The organism is Streptomyces antibioticus (genome assembly GCF_002019855.1).
GTDB lineage: Bacteria > Actinomycetota > Actinomycetes > Streptomycetales > Streptomycetaceae > Streptomyces > Streptomyces antibioticus_B.
In genome coordinates, this window is sequence record NZ_CM007717.1 from 8,462,151 (window position 1) to 8,480,704 (window position 18,554).

An 18,554-nucleotide genomic window follows, 5' to 3' on the forward strand; every position below is an offset into this window, starting at 1 on the left:
GCTCGGTGTCGGTGGTGGCGTGGTGGTTGCGTGCGGGGCTGGTCACCAGTTGAGGGCTTCCTGAGCGGGGTCGTAGAGGCCGAGTCCGGTGTACGGGACGGGCGCGTCGCCGTCGTCGACGGTTTCCTCCTCGCCGTCAGCCTGCTCTGGGTCGTCAGGCAGGTCGTCGAGGTCGTCGAGACTGTCGTCGTCCCATCCGTCGGCCTGCGGCTCCGGGGCGTGGGCCGTGCGGGTGCCGGCCGTGGGCGGGGGTGTTTTCAGCGGTGCGGTGCGGGTGATCAGGCGTTGCTCGCCTGCGGTGGCGGTGCCGGTGTGGGCGCGGCGCATGAGCTGGTCGAGGGCGTCGGCGAGGTCGGCTTCGTGGGTGTCGCGGTCGCCGTGGCGGGTGGTGATGGTTTTGATGTGCTGCCAGGTGGCGCTGTTGAACGGCTCGTGGATGTGGTCGCGGTGGATCCACGGGATCTCTGACAGGTGTCCGTCGGGCAGGCGGATCCAGACCTGGCGGGCGTCGTGGGGGTTGGTGTGGATCTCCCATTTGCCGCCGCGCGCGGTGACGGGGGAGGGCTGGCCGCGGTAGGGGGTGAGGACGTCCGCGTCGTAGGTGCGGTGGTCGATGCGGATGCCGCGTTCGGTGATGGCCTGCCAGCGCACCGGTAGCAGTTCGAGGTAGTCGCTGCCGCTGAGGGGGAGGGGCACGTGGCCGGCGACGGCGATGAGGGCGGCCCACATCTGGTTCGGGGTGAGGGCCTTCTTGGGCAGGGTGGGGTGGCGCAGGCCTTCGTGGGGGCGGTGGTGGTAGTGGATCAGCCATTCGTCGAGCAGGTCCTGCAGCTGGGCGACACTGAAGCAGGCCTCGGTTTCGGCGTCGGGTCCGCGGCGGGTGACGTCGGAGCCGGTGTAGCCGGGCAGGTGCTGGCACAGCAGGGCGTTGATGGTGCCGAAGGTGCGCTCGACGATGCCTTTGGCGGCGGGGGCGTGGGGCGGGGTGGGCTGGACGCTGATGCCGAGACTCTCGCAGGCGGCGCTGAACGCCGTGGACAGGTAGATCTTGCCCCGGTCGACGACGATCGTCTCGGGCACCACGACCGGCCGGGCGGCTGCGCCCTGAAGGCGTTCGTCCAGACCCATCATCCGCTTTAGCTGGGGGAGTTGGGTGTGGGCGAGGCGCAGTGCGTCGGGCCAGGTGGGGCGGGCGGGGTGGGGGACGGCCATCTCGGCGAGCAGCAGGGCGGCGTCGACGGCCTTGGTGCCGGCGGGGCGCAGGACGGCGGCGAGGATGGCGCGGGTGGCCACGTCGACGGCGATGGTGAGTTCGGGCCGGCCGGTGGTGCCGTCGTCGAAGACGGCCAGAACGTCCAGCCGCGTGGTGTCGACCTGCACCTGCTCGCCCGGCCGCAGCGCCACGGTCGGAGTGAACGCCCGCCTGCCGGCCGGGGAGGGGAGCGTCCGGGCGGGGCGGTGGGGGTGTTCGGCGGGACCGGCGAGCTGGTGGACGAGCCGGTAGAAGGTGGCCTGGGAGGGCATGGTCACCGTGCCGCGCCCATGCCGGTCGGAGAGGATCTGGGTGACCAGGGGCATCAGGCCCTTGACGGTGCCCTTGGAGCGGCCTCGCTGGCGGCGCAGCGCCTCCTCGATGGCGGTGATGACGCGTTCGTCGGTGCGCCCGGTCGGGCTGGGGCGGCGGGTGGTGCGGTGGTCGACCAGCCCCCACAAGCCCTGTTTGCGGTGGGCCAGGCGCATGCGCTGCACCGTGGTCCGGGAGACAGGTCCGAAGCCGATCGCGGTCAGCTCCGCGGCCTTGGCCTCCTCGCGCTGCGCGAGCGTGAACCGGTCGGGGTCGTACTCGGGCCGGGGCACCCCGCCGCTGTCCGGCCCGCCGGGCAGGCCGGACTCCACCTCGCGGATGTGCCGCTGCCAGGCCAGCGCCTTGCGTCGCGCGCCCTCGGGCGCGGTTTCGAACAGACCCCACTGCGTCACGGCCTGGGGCGTCTCGGCGCCCACGATGGTGAAGGACGGGTCGGCGAACAGATGCCCGGCCACGACCGTCTCGTCTCCTCCTGTCTCACCGGCGAGGTGGACCTGCTGCCCCGCCACAGCGATGACCTGCCAGGTGCTGTCACGGAAGCGGACGTGTGCTCCGACCTGCAGCACCGGCCGCCCGCCACGCCGCCCGCTCACCGCCCGTTCCCGCTGCCCGGGCCGCTGCGGCCGTTCGCAGCGCCGGCGCCGGTGCTGACGAGGACCCGCTCGTGCAGCGGTATGTCCAGGGGCGTGGTGAGGTGTCCGTGCCACAGGGCGTGGAAGACGGCGGGCAGGACTTCGATCGGGTCGCCCGCCGCTTCGGTGCCCTCGATCAGAGGCCGCGGCTGTGTGAACGCCTCACGGACGGCGGCCGCGAGAGGGGGACGGCCGGCGTTGCGGGGGTGGCGGTAGCCGGCCAGCCATTTCAGGTTCGCAGCCAGGGTCGTTTCCAGCGGCTCAAGGCGCCGGTAGCTCCAGCCAGCCTGCACGCACGCCTCCTCCAGGACCCTCGCAGCCCGCTGCGCCCGCTCTCCGCCGGCCTCCGGGTGGCTGGGGCAGTCGGCCAGCACTGCGGTGCCGTCGCGGTGGCGGGCGAAGAGCTGCGGCACCCACGAGCGCACCTGGCCGCGCGCGTCCCGCCACAGCAGACGGACCGGCCGTCCTGCCAGGCCGACCACCTCAGGGTCGCGGTCCAGCACCATCAGCTGCGCCCGCATCGCGGCCGACCCGCAGGCCACATGTCGGCCGGTCGTGGCCGACCACCACTGTCCGGGCCCCCACCGCCGCCCTGGCACCACCGGGAACGCCGAAACCGGCTCCAGATCCTCGAAGGCCACCGCGAGAACCGCGTCCGCCCACCGCTGCTGCACCACCTGCCCGACGGGGTCGACAAAGACCGCCTCCCACTCGGATCCGGTGTCCGTCTGCATGTGCTGTGAGCGGCCGCCTGATGCGGCCGCTGCGTCCTTGCTGCCCACGCGCCCCAGTCAAGCCCGTCCCGCCCCGCTGGTGGGCGGCTTCACGGATTCTGATCACGAGTGCCGGGCGATGAGGTATGCCCTGCAGATCACGATCCGTGCACACCCTGCCTGCCTCCTGACACCCGCTCACCGCTCTTTTCCAGGCTGCCTTTTGCGGTGGTCCGGGAGTGCCTCGGCCAGGACATCGGCCGGCAGGCGGGCCCAGCGCGCCAGATCCTCCAGCACCATCCCGGCCCCGAGGGCTGCCGCAGCGGTCTCCCGTACGGCCTGCTCGATCAGAGTGGCGGCATGGCCGAGGTTGCCCAGCAACTGCTGAGCGGCGTCGGCGGTCTTGCCGTACTGGGCACCGCGCAGCTGGGTCAGCTGCTCCTCGGCGTCGTTGACCAGACTGGTGATCCGCGCCCGCTGCTCGGCCGACACCGCAGAGCGCCACGTGGTGCCCGAGCCGGGCGCGCTGCGCTCCTCGGACAGGACACGCAGCTGGGCGGCCATGGACTCGGGCTGGTGCTCCTGCCTCAGCCACCACGGATCGTTGCCGTAACCAGGCGGACCCCCGGCGCCGCGGCGGATGCGGATGACCGCGCCCATCCACGAGGTCAGCGGGCCGCCGTAGTCGGTGGCGGCCAACGGCCCCAGCCACCCCCGCCCGACCCGCTCACCCAGCCGGCGGCAGAACGCCCCGTCAGCGGGCAGCGGCCGCGGCTGCCCGGCCCCGCTGTCCGGCCACGCCAACTCGGCCATGACCGGGTCCAGCAGCGCGTCGGCGACGGCCACCACCTCGGGGAAGACGACCGCGTCCCGGCCCACGATCCGCCACCGCTCCAGCTCCGTCCCGGCGTTGCCGCCCGCGACCTGGTGCAGGCGGCGTGGCCAGATGACTTCACGCTCCCAGGAAAGCGCCTGCTCCCACCACCGGGCCACCACCGCGTGCGCCAGCGCGAACCCCCTCTCCGGCTCGACTCCGGCCCGCACCGCCCGCCGTGCCACCTTCGCCCACCGCCGCTGCGCCGCGACCACCTCCGGCAGATCCCGTATGTCCAGGTGTTCCAAGGGCTGGTCGGCGTCCGCGTCCAGCAGCCACCGCCCGTGCCGGACACACACCCGCTCCCATCGCGGCGTGTACCGCACCACCCGCGCGTCCGTCCCCGTGCGTCGGGCCGCGCACAGACGGCAGCCGAAGGCGACCGGTCCGGCGACCGCGCCGCCGGTCCGCCACGCCGCCGCCGGCACCCCGTTCTTCCCGGCCGACAGCTTGGCGTCCTCCTGTCCCCAGGACGGCAACGCCCGCGCCAGCACGTCTTCTCCGATGCCGCACAGGCCTGCCAGGAGCTGCCGTCCGGTCGCGTTCAGCAGCACCTCGGCGTCGGCCCGCGCGCCCCCGCCGTCGTGCCCCGGCGGGTAGTTGCGCCACTGCCAGCACGACCGCAACACCTTCGCTTCCATCCCGTAGCGGCTCGCGATGCGGCAGATCAGCGAGGAGGTCGTCTCTCCCTGCAGGGGAGCGGTCCGCAGGAGACCGGGGTGATGGGGCACTCCACCACGGTCTCGTGTTCGCCGTCTCGGGCGGGCGCTTTCGCAACGGATGCCCATCAGATCAAGCAAACCGGATCCGCGCGGGACGGCCGTAGGGGGTGCCCCTTCCACAAGCTGCTGCCCCAGTCTCTTCGCCAAGCCGGAGCGGCAGAAGTCACGCGGGCCCAGCTGGGTCGAGTCAGCAGAACGCAAGCAGCGCGCGCTCATGTCCTCGCTGTGTCGATCCGTACGTCGACCGCGACGTCCTCGTCGAAAAGCGGGACGCCACTGTCAGTGGCGGGATTCATACTGGCGGAATAAGACATAACGCGCGCTCGCACCTGTCCCGTCTGGCACAGGTTGCACGCTGCGCGGAACAGGCAAGGGCAACGTGGCCCTTGGAGGGGAGTGCCATGCTGGTGACTTCGGTGGAGATCGAGGCGTTCCGCAACATCACGAACAAGCAGACCATGGCGGTCGACCCTCAGGTCACATGCTTGATCGGCAAGAACGAGTCGGGCAAGACGACGATCCTCAAGGCTCTGCATCGGCTGAACCCGGCCAACAACGCGGACGACTTCCACGTCACCACCGACTATCCGCGGCGGCACCTGTCCAGGGACCGCCGTTCCAAGAACCTCGACAAGGTCGCTCCTGTGACGGCCATGTTCGCGCTGGAAGACGCGGACGTCGACGCACTTGAAGATGTGGTCGGCGTACGCCCGCCGGCGGGTACCTATGTCAAGGCGTCACGCCTGTACGACGGCAGCCTCCGAGCCGAGGTGTACTGCACCCTCGGGGATATCCTGAGCCATGTCTTCGAAGAAGCTGGCGTCGACAACACCGACGACCGCGAGGCCATCGCCGGGGACCACACGAGCATCGAGGCTGTGAGCGCCGCAGCAAAGGCCCGGGCGAGGGAAGTGGGCGCCGGCAAGAAGACGGCCCGGGTCAAGGCGATCGAGAAGATCCCGGTCGAGCTGGACCGGCACAAGCAGTACGTCGAAGAGAACCTCGACGACGAGCAGCATGAGCAGCTGATCGAGCTGCTCCCCCGGTTCTTCTACTTCTCCACCTACGAACTGCTCCCCGGCGAGTGCGACCTCCACGCGCTCGCTGAACGCGCGAAGGCCAAGCAGTGGAAGCGCGGAGACGAGACCATGATGTCCCTGCTCCGCCTTGCCGGCGAGGGGCCGGAAGACTTCCTGGACGAGGACTACGACAGCCGCAAGGCCGAACTTCAGGCCGCCAGCCTGGACCTGAGCGATCAGGTCTTCGAGTACTGGAAGCAGAACGACGCCCTTACCGTCGTCTTCGACACCGATCTGATCGCCATGCCCCCAGACCCCAACGGTCAGCCGCAGCCACACCACCGGCTTCTCAAGATCGAGCTGCGTGACGACCGGCACGGCGGCGTAGAGACCAACTTCTCCACCCGCTCCACCGGCTTCCAGTGGTTCTTCTCTTTCCTGGCCGCGTTCAGCGCCTACCGCGACACCGATGAGCGCGTCGTGGTCCTGCTCGACGAACCGGGCACCAGCCTGCACGGCGAGGCCCAGGGCGACTTCCTCCGGTACGTCTACGGGCAACTCGGACCCAAGCAGCAGGTCCTCTACACCACCCACTCCCAGCACATGATCGACCCCACGCGGTACGAGACCATGCGCGCCATCCACGATCAGGCGACCCGCGAAGACCCGAGTCTGGGCGTCGTCATCACCTCGGTCAGCCTGTCCGCAGACCCCAAGACGATCCTGCCGGTGGAGGCGGCGCTCGGATACTCCGTATCGCAGCACCTGTTCCTCGGATCCGGCCCGCTCCTGGCGGTGGAAGGCAGTAGCGACTTCATCTTCCTCCTGCGCATGTCCGACTACCTGATCAGCAAGGGCCGCACCGGCCTCGATCCCCGGCTGGCCATCATCCCGGTCGGCGGCATCGGCAACATGCCGGCCTTCGTCGCCGTCATGGGACGCCGACTGTCCGTCCGCGCGCTCATCGACGGAGCCGAGACCACCAAGGTGACCACCAAGGTCCTCAGCGCCGCTCAGGCCGCCAACGTCGACGCCACCCACATCACCGTCATCGGCCAACTCGAAGGGCTCCCCGAGACGGCCGACATCGAGGACCTCTTCTCTGCCAAGGACTATCTCTGGCTCCACAACAGGGCTACCGAGGTCACCATCAACGAGGCCGACCTGATCGCCTCCGACAAGCCCCTCCCTATCCTCAAGCGCATCGGGATCGCCCGGGAGAAGCAGCACAAGCCCCGGGACTTCGACCACGTCGGACCCGCACACCAGCTCACCCGCGACAAGGACGCCTTCTTCGAGCAGGTAGATGACGAGACCCTCGACCGCTTCGAGACGGTCTTCAAGAAACTCACCGCCTGAACCTGCCGACAGCACGAGACCCCGGGAAGCTTTCATGACGTCCCGGGGTCTTGCGCATGCATGGATGCCCAGCTGGTTCTACGCCCGCGATCGACCGGCGTCACGCCCAGTCCACTCCCAGCTCCACGAGCGCGGCCCGCTGTACGACCATGCGCTTGTCCTGGCGGGCCTCGACGTTGGAGACCCATACGCCCAGTTCAGACACCAGCGTGGCCTCGCCCTCCACCAAGATCCCCTCTGCGTGGCTCTGCGGGACGCTGTGGTGGCTCCGCCCGAACCCGCCGCCGGCCCCAATCCGGCGGCGGGTCCTTTGCCTGCTCTCGGGGCTAGGAGACTGATGAAGATCTTGCTCCAGCCGCCCGGCTCGCCCTGGATTGCCAGTAAATGTAAATCGCCATGAACTAACGCAATCCGGGCGCAACTTCAAGATCTTCAGGACACTCCTAGGCCGGCCCCCGGTGTGCGGACACCGCTGCGCACGCCAGAAGGCAGGACCGTGTCAGCCGGTGGCGGGACTGCGGAGATGTCCGCCGGAGGCGGCACCACTCGGAGGGGTCGCGGATCTTGTTGGACACCGCGAGCTCATCCGGTGATGCCGGTGTGGGTGAGGAGTTGTTGTTGGTGGGGGTGGAGGGTGCTCCATTGACTCCGTTGGGCGTTGGCCCAGTGCTGGAGGGCGCGGGGGAGGGTCTCGTTCCCGTTGATCGTGGTGCGGTATTGCTGCCAGGTGCGGTGCCAGGTGTAGGGCCAGGGTGGGTTCCACCACGGGTCCAGGCTGGTGAGGACGGTTGCAGTGGTGGGGGAGAGGGCGCCGGCGCGGGCTTTGCGGCGTTGCTGGCACAGCCATCTGCCGAGGGGGAAGCCGTCGTGTCGGGTGTGTTTGTCCGGGGTGAGGTGGCCGTGTCGGGCGGCGTAGGCGTGTGCGTGGTCGAGTCCGGGGCTGGCGGGGTAGGAGCGTGTGGCCGGGGCGGGGCGTTCGCCTACGGCAGCGTGGGGTGTGATGCCGAGGGCGGTCAGGAGGTCCTGCTGGCCTGGGTGGAGATGTTCCCAGGACTCCTGCTGGACACGGATCCAGCGGCAAAGGCCTCGGGGGAGGTTCGTGACCGGTGGGCCGTCGGCGCCTGTAGCTGCTGTGCGGAGTCGGTGGTAGGCCTGCTGCCATTGCAGGGGCCAGGGCGGGTTCCACCACGGATCGATCATGGTCAGGGCTTCGGCCCGGGTGGGGGAGAGGCGGCCCTGGCGGGCGCGTCGTCGTTGCCAGGCCAGCCACTTCCCCAGCGGGAACCCGTCGAGGACGGTGCTGGCGGGCGCGGCGATATGGCCGTATTCGGCGGCGTAGACGCGAGCTTGCGCGAGAGCGGTGTCCAGGAGACCGGGCTCGGCGCGGGGAGCCGGTGGTTGGGCGGCTCGGGCCATGTCGGCGGTGATGCCCATCTCGGTCAGCAGGCGGTGCTGTCCGGGGTGGAGTCTGCCGTAGCTGGTGCACTGGTGCCTCAGCCAGCCGGCCAGCTCTGTCTCGAGGTCCTCAATGCCGGTACCACCACTGCTGTCGGCTGCGGACGCGGACTCTGACCGCTTTCGTACGCGGCTCCAATTGCGTTGCCACTCCAAGGACCAGGTCGGGTTCCACCAGGGGTCGAGCGCTGCGAGGAGCGTGCTGACCGGCCATGTCCCGCCTGTACTGCGAAGCTGCTCCCGCGCCTGGCGGCGCTGTTCGCTCAGCCACCGGCCCAGCGCAAACCCCTCAAGGCAAGCCTTCTGGGGCGTGGCGAGGTGGCCGTGTGCGGCGGCGTACATGCGCGCGTGGGCCAGCCCGGGGCCCGTACCGCAGAGCCGGGCGATGATCTCGTGGGGGCGAGTGGCGGCGGTCTCGGCGGTGATGCCGATTTCCGCCAGCAGATGCTGCTGCTGCGGATGCAACTGCCGGTAGCCGGTGCACTGTACGGACAGCCACGTGGCCCAGCCGTCACTGCCGTCCGGCCAGCCCTCTTCTGCAGCCCCTTGGCGCCGGTCTTGGGCATGAGCGCGGATCCGGTGCCAGGTGCGCTGCCACGCCAGGGGCCACGGCGGGTTCCACCACACGTCGATCGCGTCGAGCACCTGAAGGTGCGCTGGTTCGTCCTGGCGGCGGGTGAGGCAACGCTGGGCAGCGAGCCACTTCCCGAGCAAAAACCCCTGGTACGAGACGTTCTTGGTGGCCAGGGCCAGGCATCCGTGTTCGGCGACGAAGACGCGCGCACAGGCAACAGCCTTATCGATGCCCGCTGTCCGGCTCGTTCGGCGCGGGCGTGCGCTACCGGCAACCTGGGCCGTGATGCCGATGTCGGCCAGCAGACGGCGCTGTTCGGGGTGGAGTGAGCCGTAGTCGGTGCACTGCAGGTACAGCCACTCCCCAGTCAGCACGTGGGTATCGGGGAAGCCGTCGGCGGCATTGAGGGGGCCGTGGCGCCTGACGTGGTCGCGGGCGCGGTAATAGGAGCGCTGCCACTTCACCGACCAGGGGATGTTCCACCACGGATCCACCTCCTTCAGGGCAGCGGCCTTTTCTTCAGGCAGGGCCAAGGCGTGGGCCTGCTGGTTGTGCACCCATTTCCCCAAGGAGAAGGAACCGACTCGCGTGTCGCGGCGAGTGGCGAGGTGGCCGTGCCGGGCGGCGTACGTGCGCGCGTGGGCCAGGCCGGCCGCGAAGGCCCCGTCGGCGTGCACGCTGTGGCCCCGCAGCCGCTTCTGAGCCGGCAGACCCTCTGGGCCCGCGGTCTGCCGACGCTGGTAGCCCGCGAGACCGTCGGCGAGAGGCCGGGGCCGGAGCGCCAAGGGGACCTGCCACAACCGCTGCTCGGCGTCTCCACTGCCGCCCCCCGTACGGATGCACAGGTACGTCCAGGCAAACAGCGGTCCGTGGGTGCAGGCGGCCAGACGCTCGGTGAGCCACGGGCGCCTCAAGCGATGGCCCAGCTCGCGGGGCACGCAGGGCACATCAGCCAACCGGTAGGGGAGGTGACCACCACCGTCGGCCGCGACACGGAGCCGCCAGGCCCGGCTGGCCAGAAGCGTGGCGAGGGCGACGGTCTCTGGGTAGGTGACCAGATCCCGCGCCAGGATCCGCCACCGCACCGGATCCTCGCCCTCGGGCATGGCCGCAACCAGCCGCATCGCCCACAGGCGCTCCTCGGGCCACTTCTGCGCCCACCACGAGGCGGTGACCGCCTCAGCAACCTCGAACGCCGGACCAGCGACGGGGGAGCGGCGCAGCAGCCTCCGGTGATCCTCCTGCGCCTGGACCACCTCCGGGCATCCGGCCAGCCCCACGACACGGCCCCCGCTGCCAGGCACGCTCATCAGCCAGCACCGGTGGCGTGAGCAGACCCGCTGGTGCGCCGCCAGGTACACCCGGGCTGGTGCCACGCGGCCGGTCCGCGCAGCCACACAGCCCGGGCACGCCGGACCCCAGGCGGCAACCGTCTCGACCCCCTTGTGGAGCCGCGCCGTCGGCCTCTCCTTTGAGGGGCCCAGCGGCTCCTCCCGCGTCCAGGCTGGCAACGCACGGTGTAAGCCCACCTGCGGCACACGACACAGCGCCGCGACCCGGTCCCGGGCCGCGGCGTTCAAGAACACCTCACTGTCGCCCTGCAAAGCCCCGGCGAGGCCCTGCTGGCCGGCCACTTCGGTAACCGACGACAGCAGACTCCGCACCGTCAGGCCGTACCTGTCCGCGATCCGCCCCAGGAACGACAGCGTCATCTCACCCTGCAAGGGAGCTACCCGAAAGGCACCCGCAGCCAGCAACAGCTTCCCCACCCATCCCGTGGTGTGACAACTATCGTGCTTCGGCTCAGACGAGCTGTGACCGAGCGGCACAGTTGGCCAGTGTGGCCGACTGGAGCACTCACCGGTCCGCGACGAGATCAGCCGCCCCGGGCCGGCCTGTGTGCCTCACCCGAGGGCAGCCGAATAGTCAGCCGCGGACGTGGATGCAAATGCGCACGGTCCCTCCGATGGCTGCCGCCGCAGCGCCGATCCCGAGGACCGTACCGAGATAGCTGGCGTTGTCGGTGAGGGCGAGCACGATTACGGCCGCGACCGTGGCCAGGAGAGTCAGCGCGGTGATCCACTGCAGCGCCTTCTCCATGCGGCTCGAATGCGCCGGTGCTGAATCATGGTCGAGCGAAGTCATTGTGGTTTTCCTTTGCGAGTCAACCGATGGCGGAGCTCAGCCTTGTCCGGCCGGGGCGGGCCGGGCCAGCAGTCCGGGTTGTCCGGCGGATGGGCCCGGACGGGGTTCCGGCACGGCAGCATGGTTCTGGCTGTTGATGCAGGCGGGGAGGAAGGCAAGGCGATGAACGGGGCGGGAACGAAATGGGGGCCGTTGTCAGGACCGAGTGCCGCGCACAACGAAGTGGCCCAGCTGTTGCGGTCGTGGCTCGACCAGGCCGGCTGCACCGTGCCCGCCTTGATCGACCGGTTTACCCCGGAGCACTTCGGCGATGGTGCCCCGCCGCGACGCACTGCAACTTATGAGCGCCTCGCGGGCAGGGGCCTGACGTGGGAATTCATCGAGGCCGTTGTGGATGTCACCACGGACAACGCCGCACTGCAGGAACGGCGTCTGGCCGAAGTCCGCGTCCCCTGGGACGCGGCCTGCCAGAGGGCGGTCTCTCACCGCGAACTGGTGGACAGCCCTCTGGCGCACCGGGCACTCGATCTCGCCGAGCAACTGCGCCAGGCAGAGCAGCGTGAGGCAGCGCTGCTGGCGGAGCGGGACCGCATGCGGCAGGTGGCACGGGCCCTGCTGATGATCTGCGAGCGGATCCGGCAACGCGTGGATGATCTGCGGCTGGCTCAGGCCCGGGGACAGCTGGCAGAGGGAGATTCGTCGGTGCTGGCATGGAAGCACCGGCTGCAGGAGAGCGAGTGGCAACAGGTCGTTGCCGAGATGGAGCGGGACCGTGCCCAGCGCATGCTGGTGGAGTGGTCGCAGTACGTCGCCGATCTCAGCCGTTTCCTGCTGCCAGGAGACCGCCCCGGCGAGCCGCAGCCGACCATCGCGAGGGCAAGTGCTCCGCCGACTCTCGATCTTCAGGATGGCGAGCTTGCCGACGTCGACCGCATGTTGGGCCTGACGGGGCAAGAGGTCGAGATTGCGGGAGAGGTCCTCGACGGCTTCTCCGACGAGTTCGCCCACCAGAACGGCACATGGGCGGGATTCCTGCAGTCGGTGCGGCTGGTCGGCGGGCAGCACGTTGGGCTGTCCTCCTTGCCGATCATCCGAAGCTTGCAAAAGGGGGTTTCGTTCCACTCCGGGATCACTGTCTTGGCGGGCCCGAACGGTTCGGGGAAGTCGGCTGTCCTGGAAGCACTGGCACTGCTGACACACTGCCGCTTCAGCAACGGCGGCCTGCCACATGGGCTTAGTTCACTCAGCCGTGTGATCGCCGAGGGGCTGGAGGCGCGGTGGTCCACCTCGCGGGAGCCGGAGAGCCGCCTGTTCGTGTCGTACCTGGGCACCTCGCCCGAGGGCTCGGATGCGCTCCTTGAAGGTATGGACGGGCCAAACCGGCTGTTTCTGCTCGATGAGCCAGAGGCTGGCCTGCACCCGGAGGCCAGTGCCCGGCAAGTGCAGTGGATGTACGAGCGGGTCGCGCAGGGCTGTCAGTTCGTAATTGCGACGCACAGCATGACCCTCGCGTCGCTATCGCGGGCCCGGATCATTCGTTTCCGCCCGGAGAGACCCCCATAGGCCGAGCTCGCCGCAACTGTCCCGGCGAGGCATCGGCAGCCGCTGCTCCGCACTCCGCCTACTGGCTCCAGCCGGTCTGCTGCGCCTCCAGCAAGGCGCCGATGCTGCGGGCGGCTCGCCGAGATGCCGTGCTCAGAACGGCTAGGTGAAGCACTTAAGTGGCCAAACAAGCGCTAAGTCACACGAGCAGGTCCGGGTTCCCGGTTGCTGCCGGGGTCAGTAGTCGAAGTCGAGGTAGTCGATGTCGTTGAGGGTGACGTCGGAGAGTCCCAGGGCGCGGGCTCCGCTGTCTTGGAAGTAGATGTCTTTGAGTCCTTCGGCGATGATCTGGTGCATCTGCTGGTCGCTGGCGCCTGTGTCACGGGCGTTGAACAGGCGTTGCGCGTAGGTGGGGGGCAGGTGGACGGTGAGCCGTCGGAAGCGTCCGTCGTCGGTGGTGCCGATGGGTGCGGTGTAGCCGAACCTGGCCCTCGTCTCCACCGTGATGCCCGTGGTGGTGGCGGCCTGCTTCCGGCGGCGTCTGCGTACCTGGGGCTGCCAACGCGCCCGTACGGCCGCGTCGATCCGTTCGGCGATCGCCTGGGGCGGGTGCTTGCGTTCGCCCTTGCGGTAGCGCTCCACCGACCGCTGGCTGACCCCGATCTCCTGGGCAACGGCTTTGGTCGTCCTGAGCTGCTTCATCAGGAAGTTGATGCGTGCCTGGAGGGTCTTGGGCGGCTGGCGGGTGAAGCCCTCCCGGTCGGCGCGTTCGATGGCGTCGTCGATCTCTCCCACAGCGCCTACTCACCTTCGTCCAGGACGGCGTCGCCGCCTTTGATGTGGCGGGCCGGGTTGTAGCCCTGTTCCATCAGGTCGACCGCCCAGAGCATCGACTGGACGCCCTCCAGTTTCGCCAGGCCAGGTGTGGGGCCGAGGCGGAATCCGCCGGGCTGCGGCTTGCCGGACGCGGCATACGGCAGGAAGTCCAGCGGGCTCTCCCCTGGCGAGGGGTAGACGACGCAGTCGGAGAGGACGGCGAGCGGGTACAGGCCCGTCATCGTGGCCATGTTGCGCAGTTTGCGGTGCATGTTGACCCGGGCCTTGGCAATGACGGCGGCGCGGATGTCGGGGCGCCAGGTTGGCCGCTGAAGGGCCGGCCACCGCTCGCCCTCCTTGTACTTCCTGCCCTGCGGGCGCTCGCGCAGCTTGCCGATACCGCCCTTGACGGTGGCCTTGATGGCGGCCAGCACGGCCGCCATCGCGGGGTCGACGTCCTTGTGCCGCTCCATCGCCGCCAGGAACTCGGCATCCGTCAGGTCCTTGGTGACGCCGAGGTCGGCGAGGGTGTCGACGTACGCGGTCTTGAGCTGATCGTGCCACGGGTCGAGGTAGGCGCCGGTCTCGCGGCGCAGGTATGCCTCCAGGGGCTGGACGTTGTAGCCGAGCTCCTGGGCGTAGGCGACGGTGTGCGTCTGGTACCAGGCAGGCCCGGCCGGCCGGGTGCCGTCCGGCGTGAACGGCGAGGGCAGGCGCGGGTCCACCTCGACGTGGGACAGATCGACCAGCCAGGAGCCGGGGATCTTCGGGTTGAACGTCGGGGTGTGGAAGTGGTCGGGGGCGGACAGGCCGACGACCAGGCGAGCCGCGGCGGCGAGGAAGGCGGTGTTCAGGTCCAGGCCGACCGCGTACGGCAGCGTGCACTCCTCATCGTTGAGCAGGCTGACGTCGCGCACCCACTGGTACGCCTCCTCGTTCAGGAACCCGCCGCTCCAGCCGCTGTCGACGACGACGGGGTGTTCGGCGGTGGCCTCGGGCGGCGCCGGGTCCATCGGCTCCGTGCCCAGCGAGCCGGGGTTGTGGCCGGGCACCCAGTTCCCCGTCTGCGGGTCCTGCACCGCGCGCGTGGGCGGCCGCAGCGCCGTCATCAGCTCCAGCCCGGACACGGCCGTCGACCCTCGCGGGGTAATGACCCGCTGGGCATACACGCCGAGGACGCGGGCGATGTCGGCCGGCTCCATCTCCGAGACGCCGGGCCAGGACCGATCATCGAGGGCGTCCCAGGACAGGATCGCGAGCTGCACGCACTGCCGCTGGGTGCCGGTGGCTTTGCGGTAGATCCTTGCCCACGGCCCGAACCCGCGCTGGGTGAGCCGCCATTTCGCTTTCCCCACCTGCTTGACCACCGGGTGATCCTCAGGCAGACGCAGCGAGCGGCGCTGCTCATGGCCTTCCAGGCGTTCGGGGAGTCCGAGCTTCACGGCGGCTGCGGCGGTGAGGACGATCAGGGGGTCGGAGTCTTTGCCGTAGCGGTTCAGTTTGGGCGCGCCGAGGCCGGACTCGTGCAGCGTCCACTCCACCAGCTCCGGCACGGTGGTCGCGGGGCAGTCGAGCACGATGCCGCCCGTGCCGTACGCGCAGCCGTCACCGTCCAGGACCGCGAGGGGCCCGTGTGGGAAGCGCGGGTCGGCTGCGGGCTGCGCCGCCTTCTTCGTGGCCGGACGCCGCGATGACGCAGCGGGTCGGACGGCGGGGCGCGCCGGCGCCGCAGCCGCAACGGCGGGAGCCTGCGGGGCATCTGCCCTCTCCACCTTGGACGCACCCGCTTCGGTAGACGCCGCGGGCGCCGTGGCGGCAACCGAGGCTGTCGGAGCTGCGCCAGGGGCGGGGTACTTCGCCGCCCACCCGTTCAGCAGCCGCTGGTATGCGTCCAGGCGCGGCGACTTCGGCTCGCTTCGGCCGTTCTCCCAGTTCTTCACTGACTGGGTCGTGGTCTTCAGCGCGGTGGCCAAGCGGGCCTGGGTGATGCCGGCGGCCTCACGAAGCCGGGCACGCTCCGCCGGAGGCGGCAGATGCGGCTCCTCGTTCAACAGAGCGTCGACGGACGCGAACAGCTCTTCCTCAGATGCCATGACCCTGCACCCTCACTCCAGGCAAGCTTACTTAACCACAAACTTATCCCGTTTCTTAGCCTTTCAGGGCCCACTCCAGCCCCAGCGCGGCGAGCGCGGCGAGTTTGTCGGTGGTGAGCTTCACGCGGCGCCCTTTCTGGTTCATGATCCACACGCCAAGTCGGACTTCCACCCCGTCTTCCAGCCGCTCTGTGTGGCCTCGTGGGACGGTCACGGAGCCCTCACGGGCCTTGTACTGCGCGAGGGCCGCCACGCCCCGCTCGAAGGTGCTCAGAGACGCTGTGGGTGACTTCGCGGTTGTCGCCTCAGGTTCCGGGGCCGGCGGTTTGAAGCCGAGTTGCTCCAGGCGTTCGCGCTGCCCGTTCGCCAGCGCCTGCCAGACCGACGGCGTCCGCTGTCGGGCGAGCCATTTCCCGATGTCCATGCCGTGGACGGTGAATCCGGGCAGGACGTCGGCCTGGCCCTCTTCGTCGCGCACGAGCTCGCGCAGGGCGGCGTAGTGCCGCTGCCACTCAGCCGGCCACGACGGGTTCCAGTCCTCGTCGACCTTCTTGAGCGCTGTCTCCCACTCGGGGTGACCGTCCAGCGCACCGGGGCGGCGCAAATTGCTCAACCACTGTCCTACCGGTCTGGACAGGGCCACTGCGGACCTCGGAGCACACAGGGTCCAGTGCTGGTTGTAATACGCCTTCGCGGCCTCGAGGTTCTCCTGGAACCGCTCATCGGCGACCGACCAGATCATGCCGAGCTTCTCCAGCCGGCGGGCGCGCTGGCCGCTCATCTGCCCTGCCTGGTACGCCCTTCGCTGTTCTGCCACCCACTGCCCAAGCGGTGTCGCACCCTCCCGATGTCCGTAGGGCACCCGCGCGTTCCCGACCCGCTCGACGTACGTCTTCAGCTTCGCCCAGCCGCGTGCCCAGTCCTGGCGTTCGGTGTCGATGACGTTGAAGGACACCCAGTCCGCGACCATCACCGGATCCCTGGGGGCTGCGAACCGGAGCAGTAGGCGGGATTCTTCCTTGCCCTCTTCAGGTGCCGTACCGATGAACTCAGACGGCTGCGCGACGTCTTTCTGGGGTTCCTGGGGGATGGCGAGGAGTTCCACGGCTTCTTCGTCGTGGGCTCGCAGGCCTTCGAGGACTTTAACCAGGGGCCGGTAGGAGCCAGAGGTGAACATGTCCTCGGGTTGTTCGCCGGGCTGGAGGAAGACCGGCACGATCAGAGAGGCCATTTTCCCTTGTCCCGGCTTCTGCCGCAGCGCCCGGCCGATGGCCTGGACGATGTCGTGCGGCGCCCCCTTCGGATCCAAGAGAGCCACCGAGTCCACGCTTCGAATATCGACACCCTCACCCAAGACCCGACAGTTCGAGAGCACAGCCCGCCGCGCCGTGGACCCGAAGGACCCGAGGACGTCCCGCCGGCGCTCGGGGACATGCTCGCCGCACAGCCAGTCCGCCCAGACCTCAGAGGGGTACTTCTCGGGCTGGTCGGCGTGCAGCCGTTTGGCGACGCGCTGAAGGCCCTCCGCGTACGCGGAAGCCTCTATCGTCCGGTGGTGGAAGGTGATGCAGGTTTGGAGGTTGTGCTGGCTCATGGTGTGCAGGAGCGCGGCTTGGAGGGCACCGAGGCGCTGACCCCGCACTTCCTCACTGTGCCGCTCCTCGCCCATCAGCCGTTCGGGTGTGACGACCGGGTCTTTCAGCTCGAGGACGATGATCTGGTACCGCGCCAGCAGCCCGCGGGAGACCGCCGACGCGAGCGACAGCTTGTACAGCACGGGGCCGAAGAGCTCTTCGTCGTCCATGGAAGCCGCCATCATCTCCGGCAGCGGATCCAACACCCCAGCCTTCACCTGCCAGTTCGCCGGCCGTTCCTGCCAGATCCGCGGCGTCGCCGTCAGATACAACCGCCGCACCGCCGGAATCACGGTCTGCTTGTGGATGTCCGCCCATGCCTTGCCCATCGACCCACTCGTCCGGTGCGCCTCATCCACCACCGCCAGATCCACCGGAGCCAACTGCTGCCCATAGACACCCTCGAACGCCTCCGCCAGCACGCCCAGCGACGCGTACGTGGCGTAGATCGTCACCGGCCCCTGCCCGTGCCACAACGCCAACTGCACCGGATTCGTGGTGGACCGCACCTTCAAATCCCACAGCTCCGGATCGTCCTGGAGCGAACACACCGCAACCGCCGGCCCCCTATGCCCGACGTCATGCCACGCCTTCACCGTCTGCGCCAACAGATCCAGCGTCGGCACCAGAACAAGAACACGCCCCCTCGGAACCAGCCGCCTCGCCGACGCCGCCGCAATAGTCGTCTTCCCCGTACCGCAGGCAGCGTGCACCTGTCCACGCAGACCATGCCCGGGAATCCCGCCCGGCGGGATGTCGAGGCCACGCACAATGTTGCTCACGGCCTCGACCTGATGGTCTCGCAGCTTCACAGTCATTCCCGGGTGTTCCCCTTTTCGTGAGATGTGAGGCGCCATCAGAAGTGGATTCCCGGGGTGAAGAAGGTAGTCCCTGGGTGTACTGCCTGATACCAGATTCTACACAGGGGAAAGCTTTGATGCATCAGCCTCACGTCATCTCGCATCACCGAGGATGATGCGAGATGACTCCGCACCCCTGACGGCGGAGTGCAGTGAAGGAGAGGGGGAGACCGGTGAACATGCTGAAGCGAGTTGGGGCGCTCCAGAGGGGTTCGGGCAGAGCGCAGCGGAGCCCGTTCACCGCGGCAGGCCGGCATCTGCCGCAGTGGCTGTCCGTCATATTCGCTGCAAGGGGTGGTGGCTGGTACTTCGAGTCGCTACACAGGCCCGCGCGTGATGCACCCCGCTCTCGTTGCCAGCTCAGGCAACCGCGCTTGCGCGGCTGTCCCAATTCGCGCTTGCGCGAATTACCCTGCTTTTCAAATTCCGCTTGCGGAATTTCATTCCGGCGCTTGCGCCGGAATTCGAATTGCGCTTGCGCAATTCGTTTCTCTATGACTCGGCTTGCCGAGTCATAGCCCGCTCCGCGGG

Annotated in this window: 11 protein-coding genes and 1 pseudogene; 2 read left to right on the top strand and 10 right to left on the bottom strand. The window is 69.1% G+C overall.

Annotation, left to right across the window (positions count from 1 at the left end; all coding sequences use genetic code 11):
- Nucleotides 1–42 precede the first annotated feature (42 nt).
- The 3 genes from AFM16_RS38165 to AFM16_RS38175 all read right to left on the bottom strand — a co-directional run bounded on the left by AFM16_RS38165 (nt 43) and on the right by AFM16_RS38175 (nt 4,535).
- Entirely contained in the window at nt 43–2,178 is a 2,136-nt protein-coding gene (locus AFM16_RS38165) for a TnsB C-terminal domain-containing protein (protein WP_078631447.1), read from the bottom strand.
- Nucleotides 2,175–2,999: a TnsA-like heteromeric transposase endonuclease subunit gene (locus AFM16_RS38170; protein WP_370627974.1), complete on the bottom strand. Its 825-nt coding sequence runs from the start codon at nt 2,997–2,999 to the stop codon at nt 2,175–2,177. The genes AFM16_RS38165 and AFM16_RS38170 overlap by 4 nt, the downstream gene beginning before the upstream one ends.
- Nucleotides 3,000–3,128: 129 nt before the next feature.
- On the bottom strand, nt 3,129–4,535 hold the full coding sequence (locus tag AFM16_RS38175) for a TniQ family protein (RefSeq protein ID WP_078631445.1): 1,407 nt from the start codon (nt 4,533–4,535) through the stop codon (nt 3,129–3,131).
- Nucleotides 4,536–4,927: 392 nt separating this feature from the next.
- On the opposite strand from AFM16_RS38175, the gene AFM16_RS38180 reads away from it, so the two are divergent.
- Nucleotides 4,928–6,904: an AAA family ATPase gene (locus tag AFM16_RS38180; RefSeq protein WP_078631444.1), complete on the top strand. Its 1,977-nt coding sequence runs from the start codon at nt 4,928–4,930 to the stop codon at nt 6,902–6,904.
- A 100-nt stretch (nt 6,905–7,004) separates the two neighbouring features.
- Here the strand turns inward: AFM16_RS38180 and AFM16_RS38185 are convergent, their stop codons facing one another.
- The 4 genes and pseudogenes from AFM16_RS38185 to AFM16_RS39215 all read right to left on the bottom strand — a co-directional run bounded on the left by AFM16_RS38185 (nt 7,005) and on the right by AFM16_RS39215 (nt 11,078).
- Nucleotides 7,005–7,130: a helicase gene (locus AFM16_RS38185; protein WP_078631443.1), complete on the bottom strand. Its 126-nt coding sequence runs from the start codon at nt 7,128–7,130 to the stop codon at nt 7,005–7,007.
- Nucleotides 7,131–7,486: 356 nt separating this feature from the next.
- Entirely contained in the window at nt 7,487–10,243 is a 2,757-nt protein-coding gene (locus AFM16_RS38190) for a helicase associated domain-containing protein (RefSeq protein WP_256861255.1), read from the bottom strand.
- A 12-nt stretch (nt 10,244–10,255) separates the two neighbouring features.
- Nucleotides 10,256–10,762, bottom strand: a pseudogene (locus AFM16_RS40720) (TniQ family protein); the annotation flags it as partial.
- 97 nt (nt 10,763–10,859) lie between these two features.
- Nucleotides 10,860–11,078 (bottom strand): hypothetical protein, encoded by a 219-nt coding sequence (locus AFM16_RS39215; RefSeq protein WP_143648267.1) that lies wholly within the window; start codon nt 11,076–11,078, stop codon nt 10,860–10,862.
- A 120-nt stretch (nt 11,079–11,198) separates the two neighbouring features.
- On the opposite strand from AFM16_RS39215, the gene AFM16_RS38195 reads away from it, so the two are divergent.
- Entirely contained in the window at nt 11,199–12,641 is a 1,443-nt protein-coding gene (locus tag AFM16_RS38195; RefSeq protein ID WP_167797118.1) for an AAA family ATPase, read from the top strand.
- Nucleotides 12,642–12,857: 216 nt separating this feature from the next.
- Here AFM16_RS38195 and tpg read toward each other — a convergent pair whose 3' ends face one another.
- The 3 genes from tpg to AFM16_RS38210 are packed head-to-tail and all read right to left on the bottom strand — an operon-like array spanning nt 12,858 to nt 17,981.
- Nucleotides 12,858–13,415: a telomere-protecting terminal protein Tpg gene (gene tpg / locus AFM16_RS38200; protein ID WP_078631441.1), complete on the bottom strand. Its 558-nt coding sequence runs from the start codon at nt 13,413–13,415 to the stop codon at nt 12,858–12,860.
- A 5-nt stretch (nt 13,416–13,420) separates the two neighbouring features.
- Nucleotides 13,421–15,529: a telomere-associated protein Tap gene (tap, locus tag AFM16_RS38205; protein ID WP_078631440.1), complete on the bottom strand. Its 2,109-nt coding sequence runs from the start codon at nt 15,527–15,529 to the stop codon at nt 13,421–13,423.
- 55 nt (nt 15,530–15,584) lie between these two features.
- Nucleotides 15,585–17,981, bottom strand: coding sequence for a DEAD/DEAH box helicase (locus tag AFM16_RS38210; protein WP_078631439.1), 2,397 nt, complete (start codon nt 17,979–17,981; stop codon nt 15,585–15,587).
- Between the last annotated feature and the right edge of the window lie 573 nt (nt 17,982–18,554).

Excerpts from the sequence above, each read along its gene's own strand:
- tap (WP_078631440.1), bottom strand. The coding sequence starts at position 15,529 with ATGGCATCTGAGGAAGAGCTGTTCGCGTCCGTCGACGCTCTGTTGAAC.
- AFM16_RS39215 (WP_143648267.1), bottom strand. The coding sequence starts at position 11,078 with ATGACTTCGCTCGACCATGATTCAGCACCGGCGCATTCGAGCCGCATG.
- AFM16_RS38210 (WP_078631439.1), bottom strand. The coding sequence starts at position 17,981 with ATGACTGTGAAGCTGCGAGACCATCAGGTCGAGGCCGTGAGCAACATT.
- AFM16_RS38190 (WP_256861255.1), bottom strand. The coding sequence starts at position 10,243 with ATGAGCGTGCCTGGCAGCGGGGGCCGTGTCGTGGGGCTGGCCGGATGC.
- AFM16_RS38180 (WP_078631444.1), top strand. The coding sequence starts at position 4,928 with ATGCTGGTGACTTCGGTGGAGATCGAGGCGTTCCGCAACATCACGAAC.
- AFM16_RS38195 (WP_167797118.1), top strand. The coding sequence starts at position 11,199 with ATGGTTCTGGCTGTTGATGCAGGCGGGGAGGAAGGCAAGGCGATGAAC.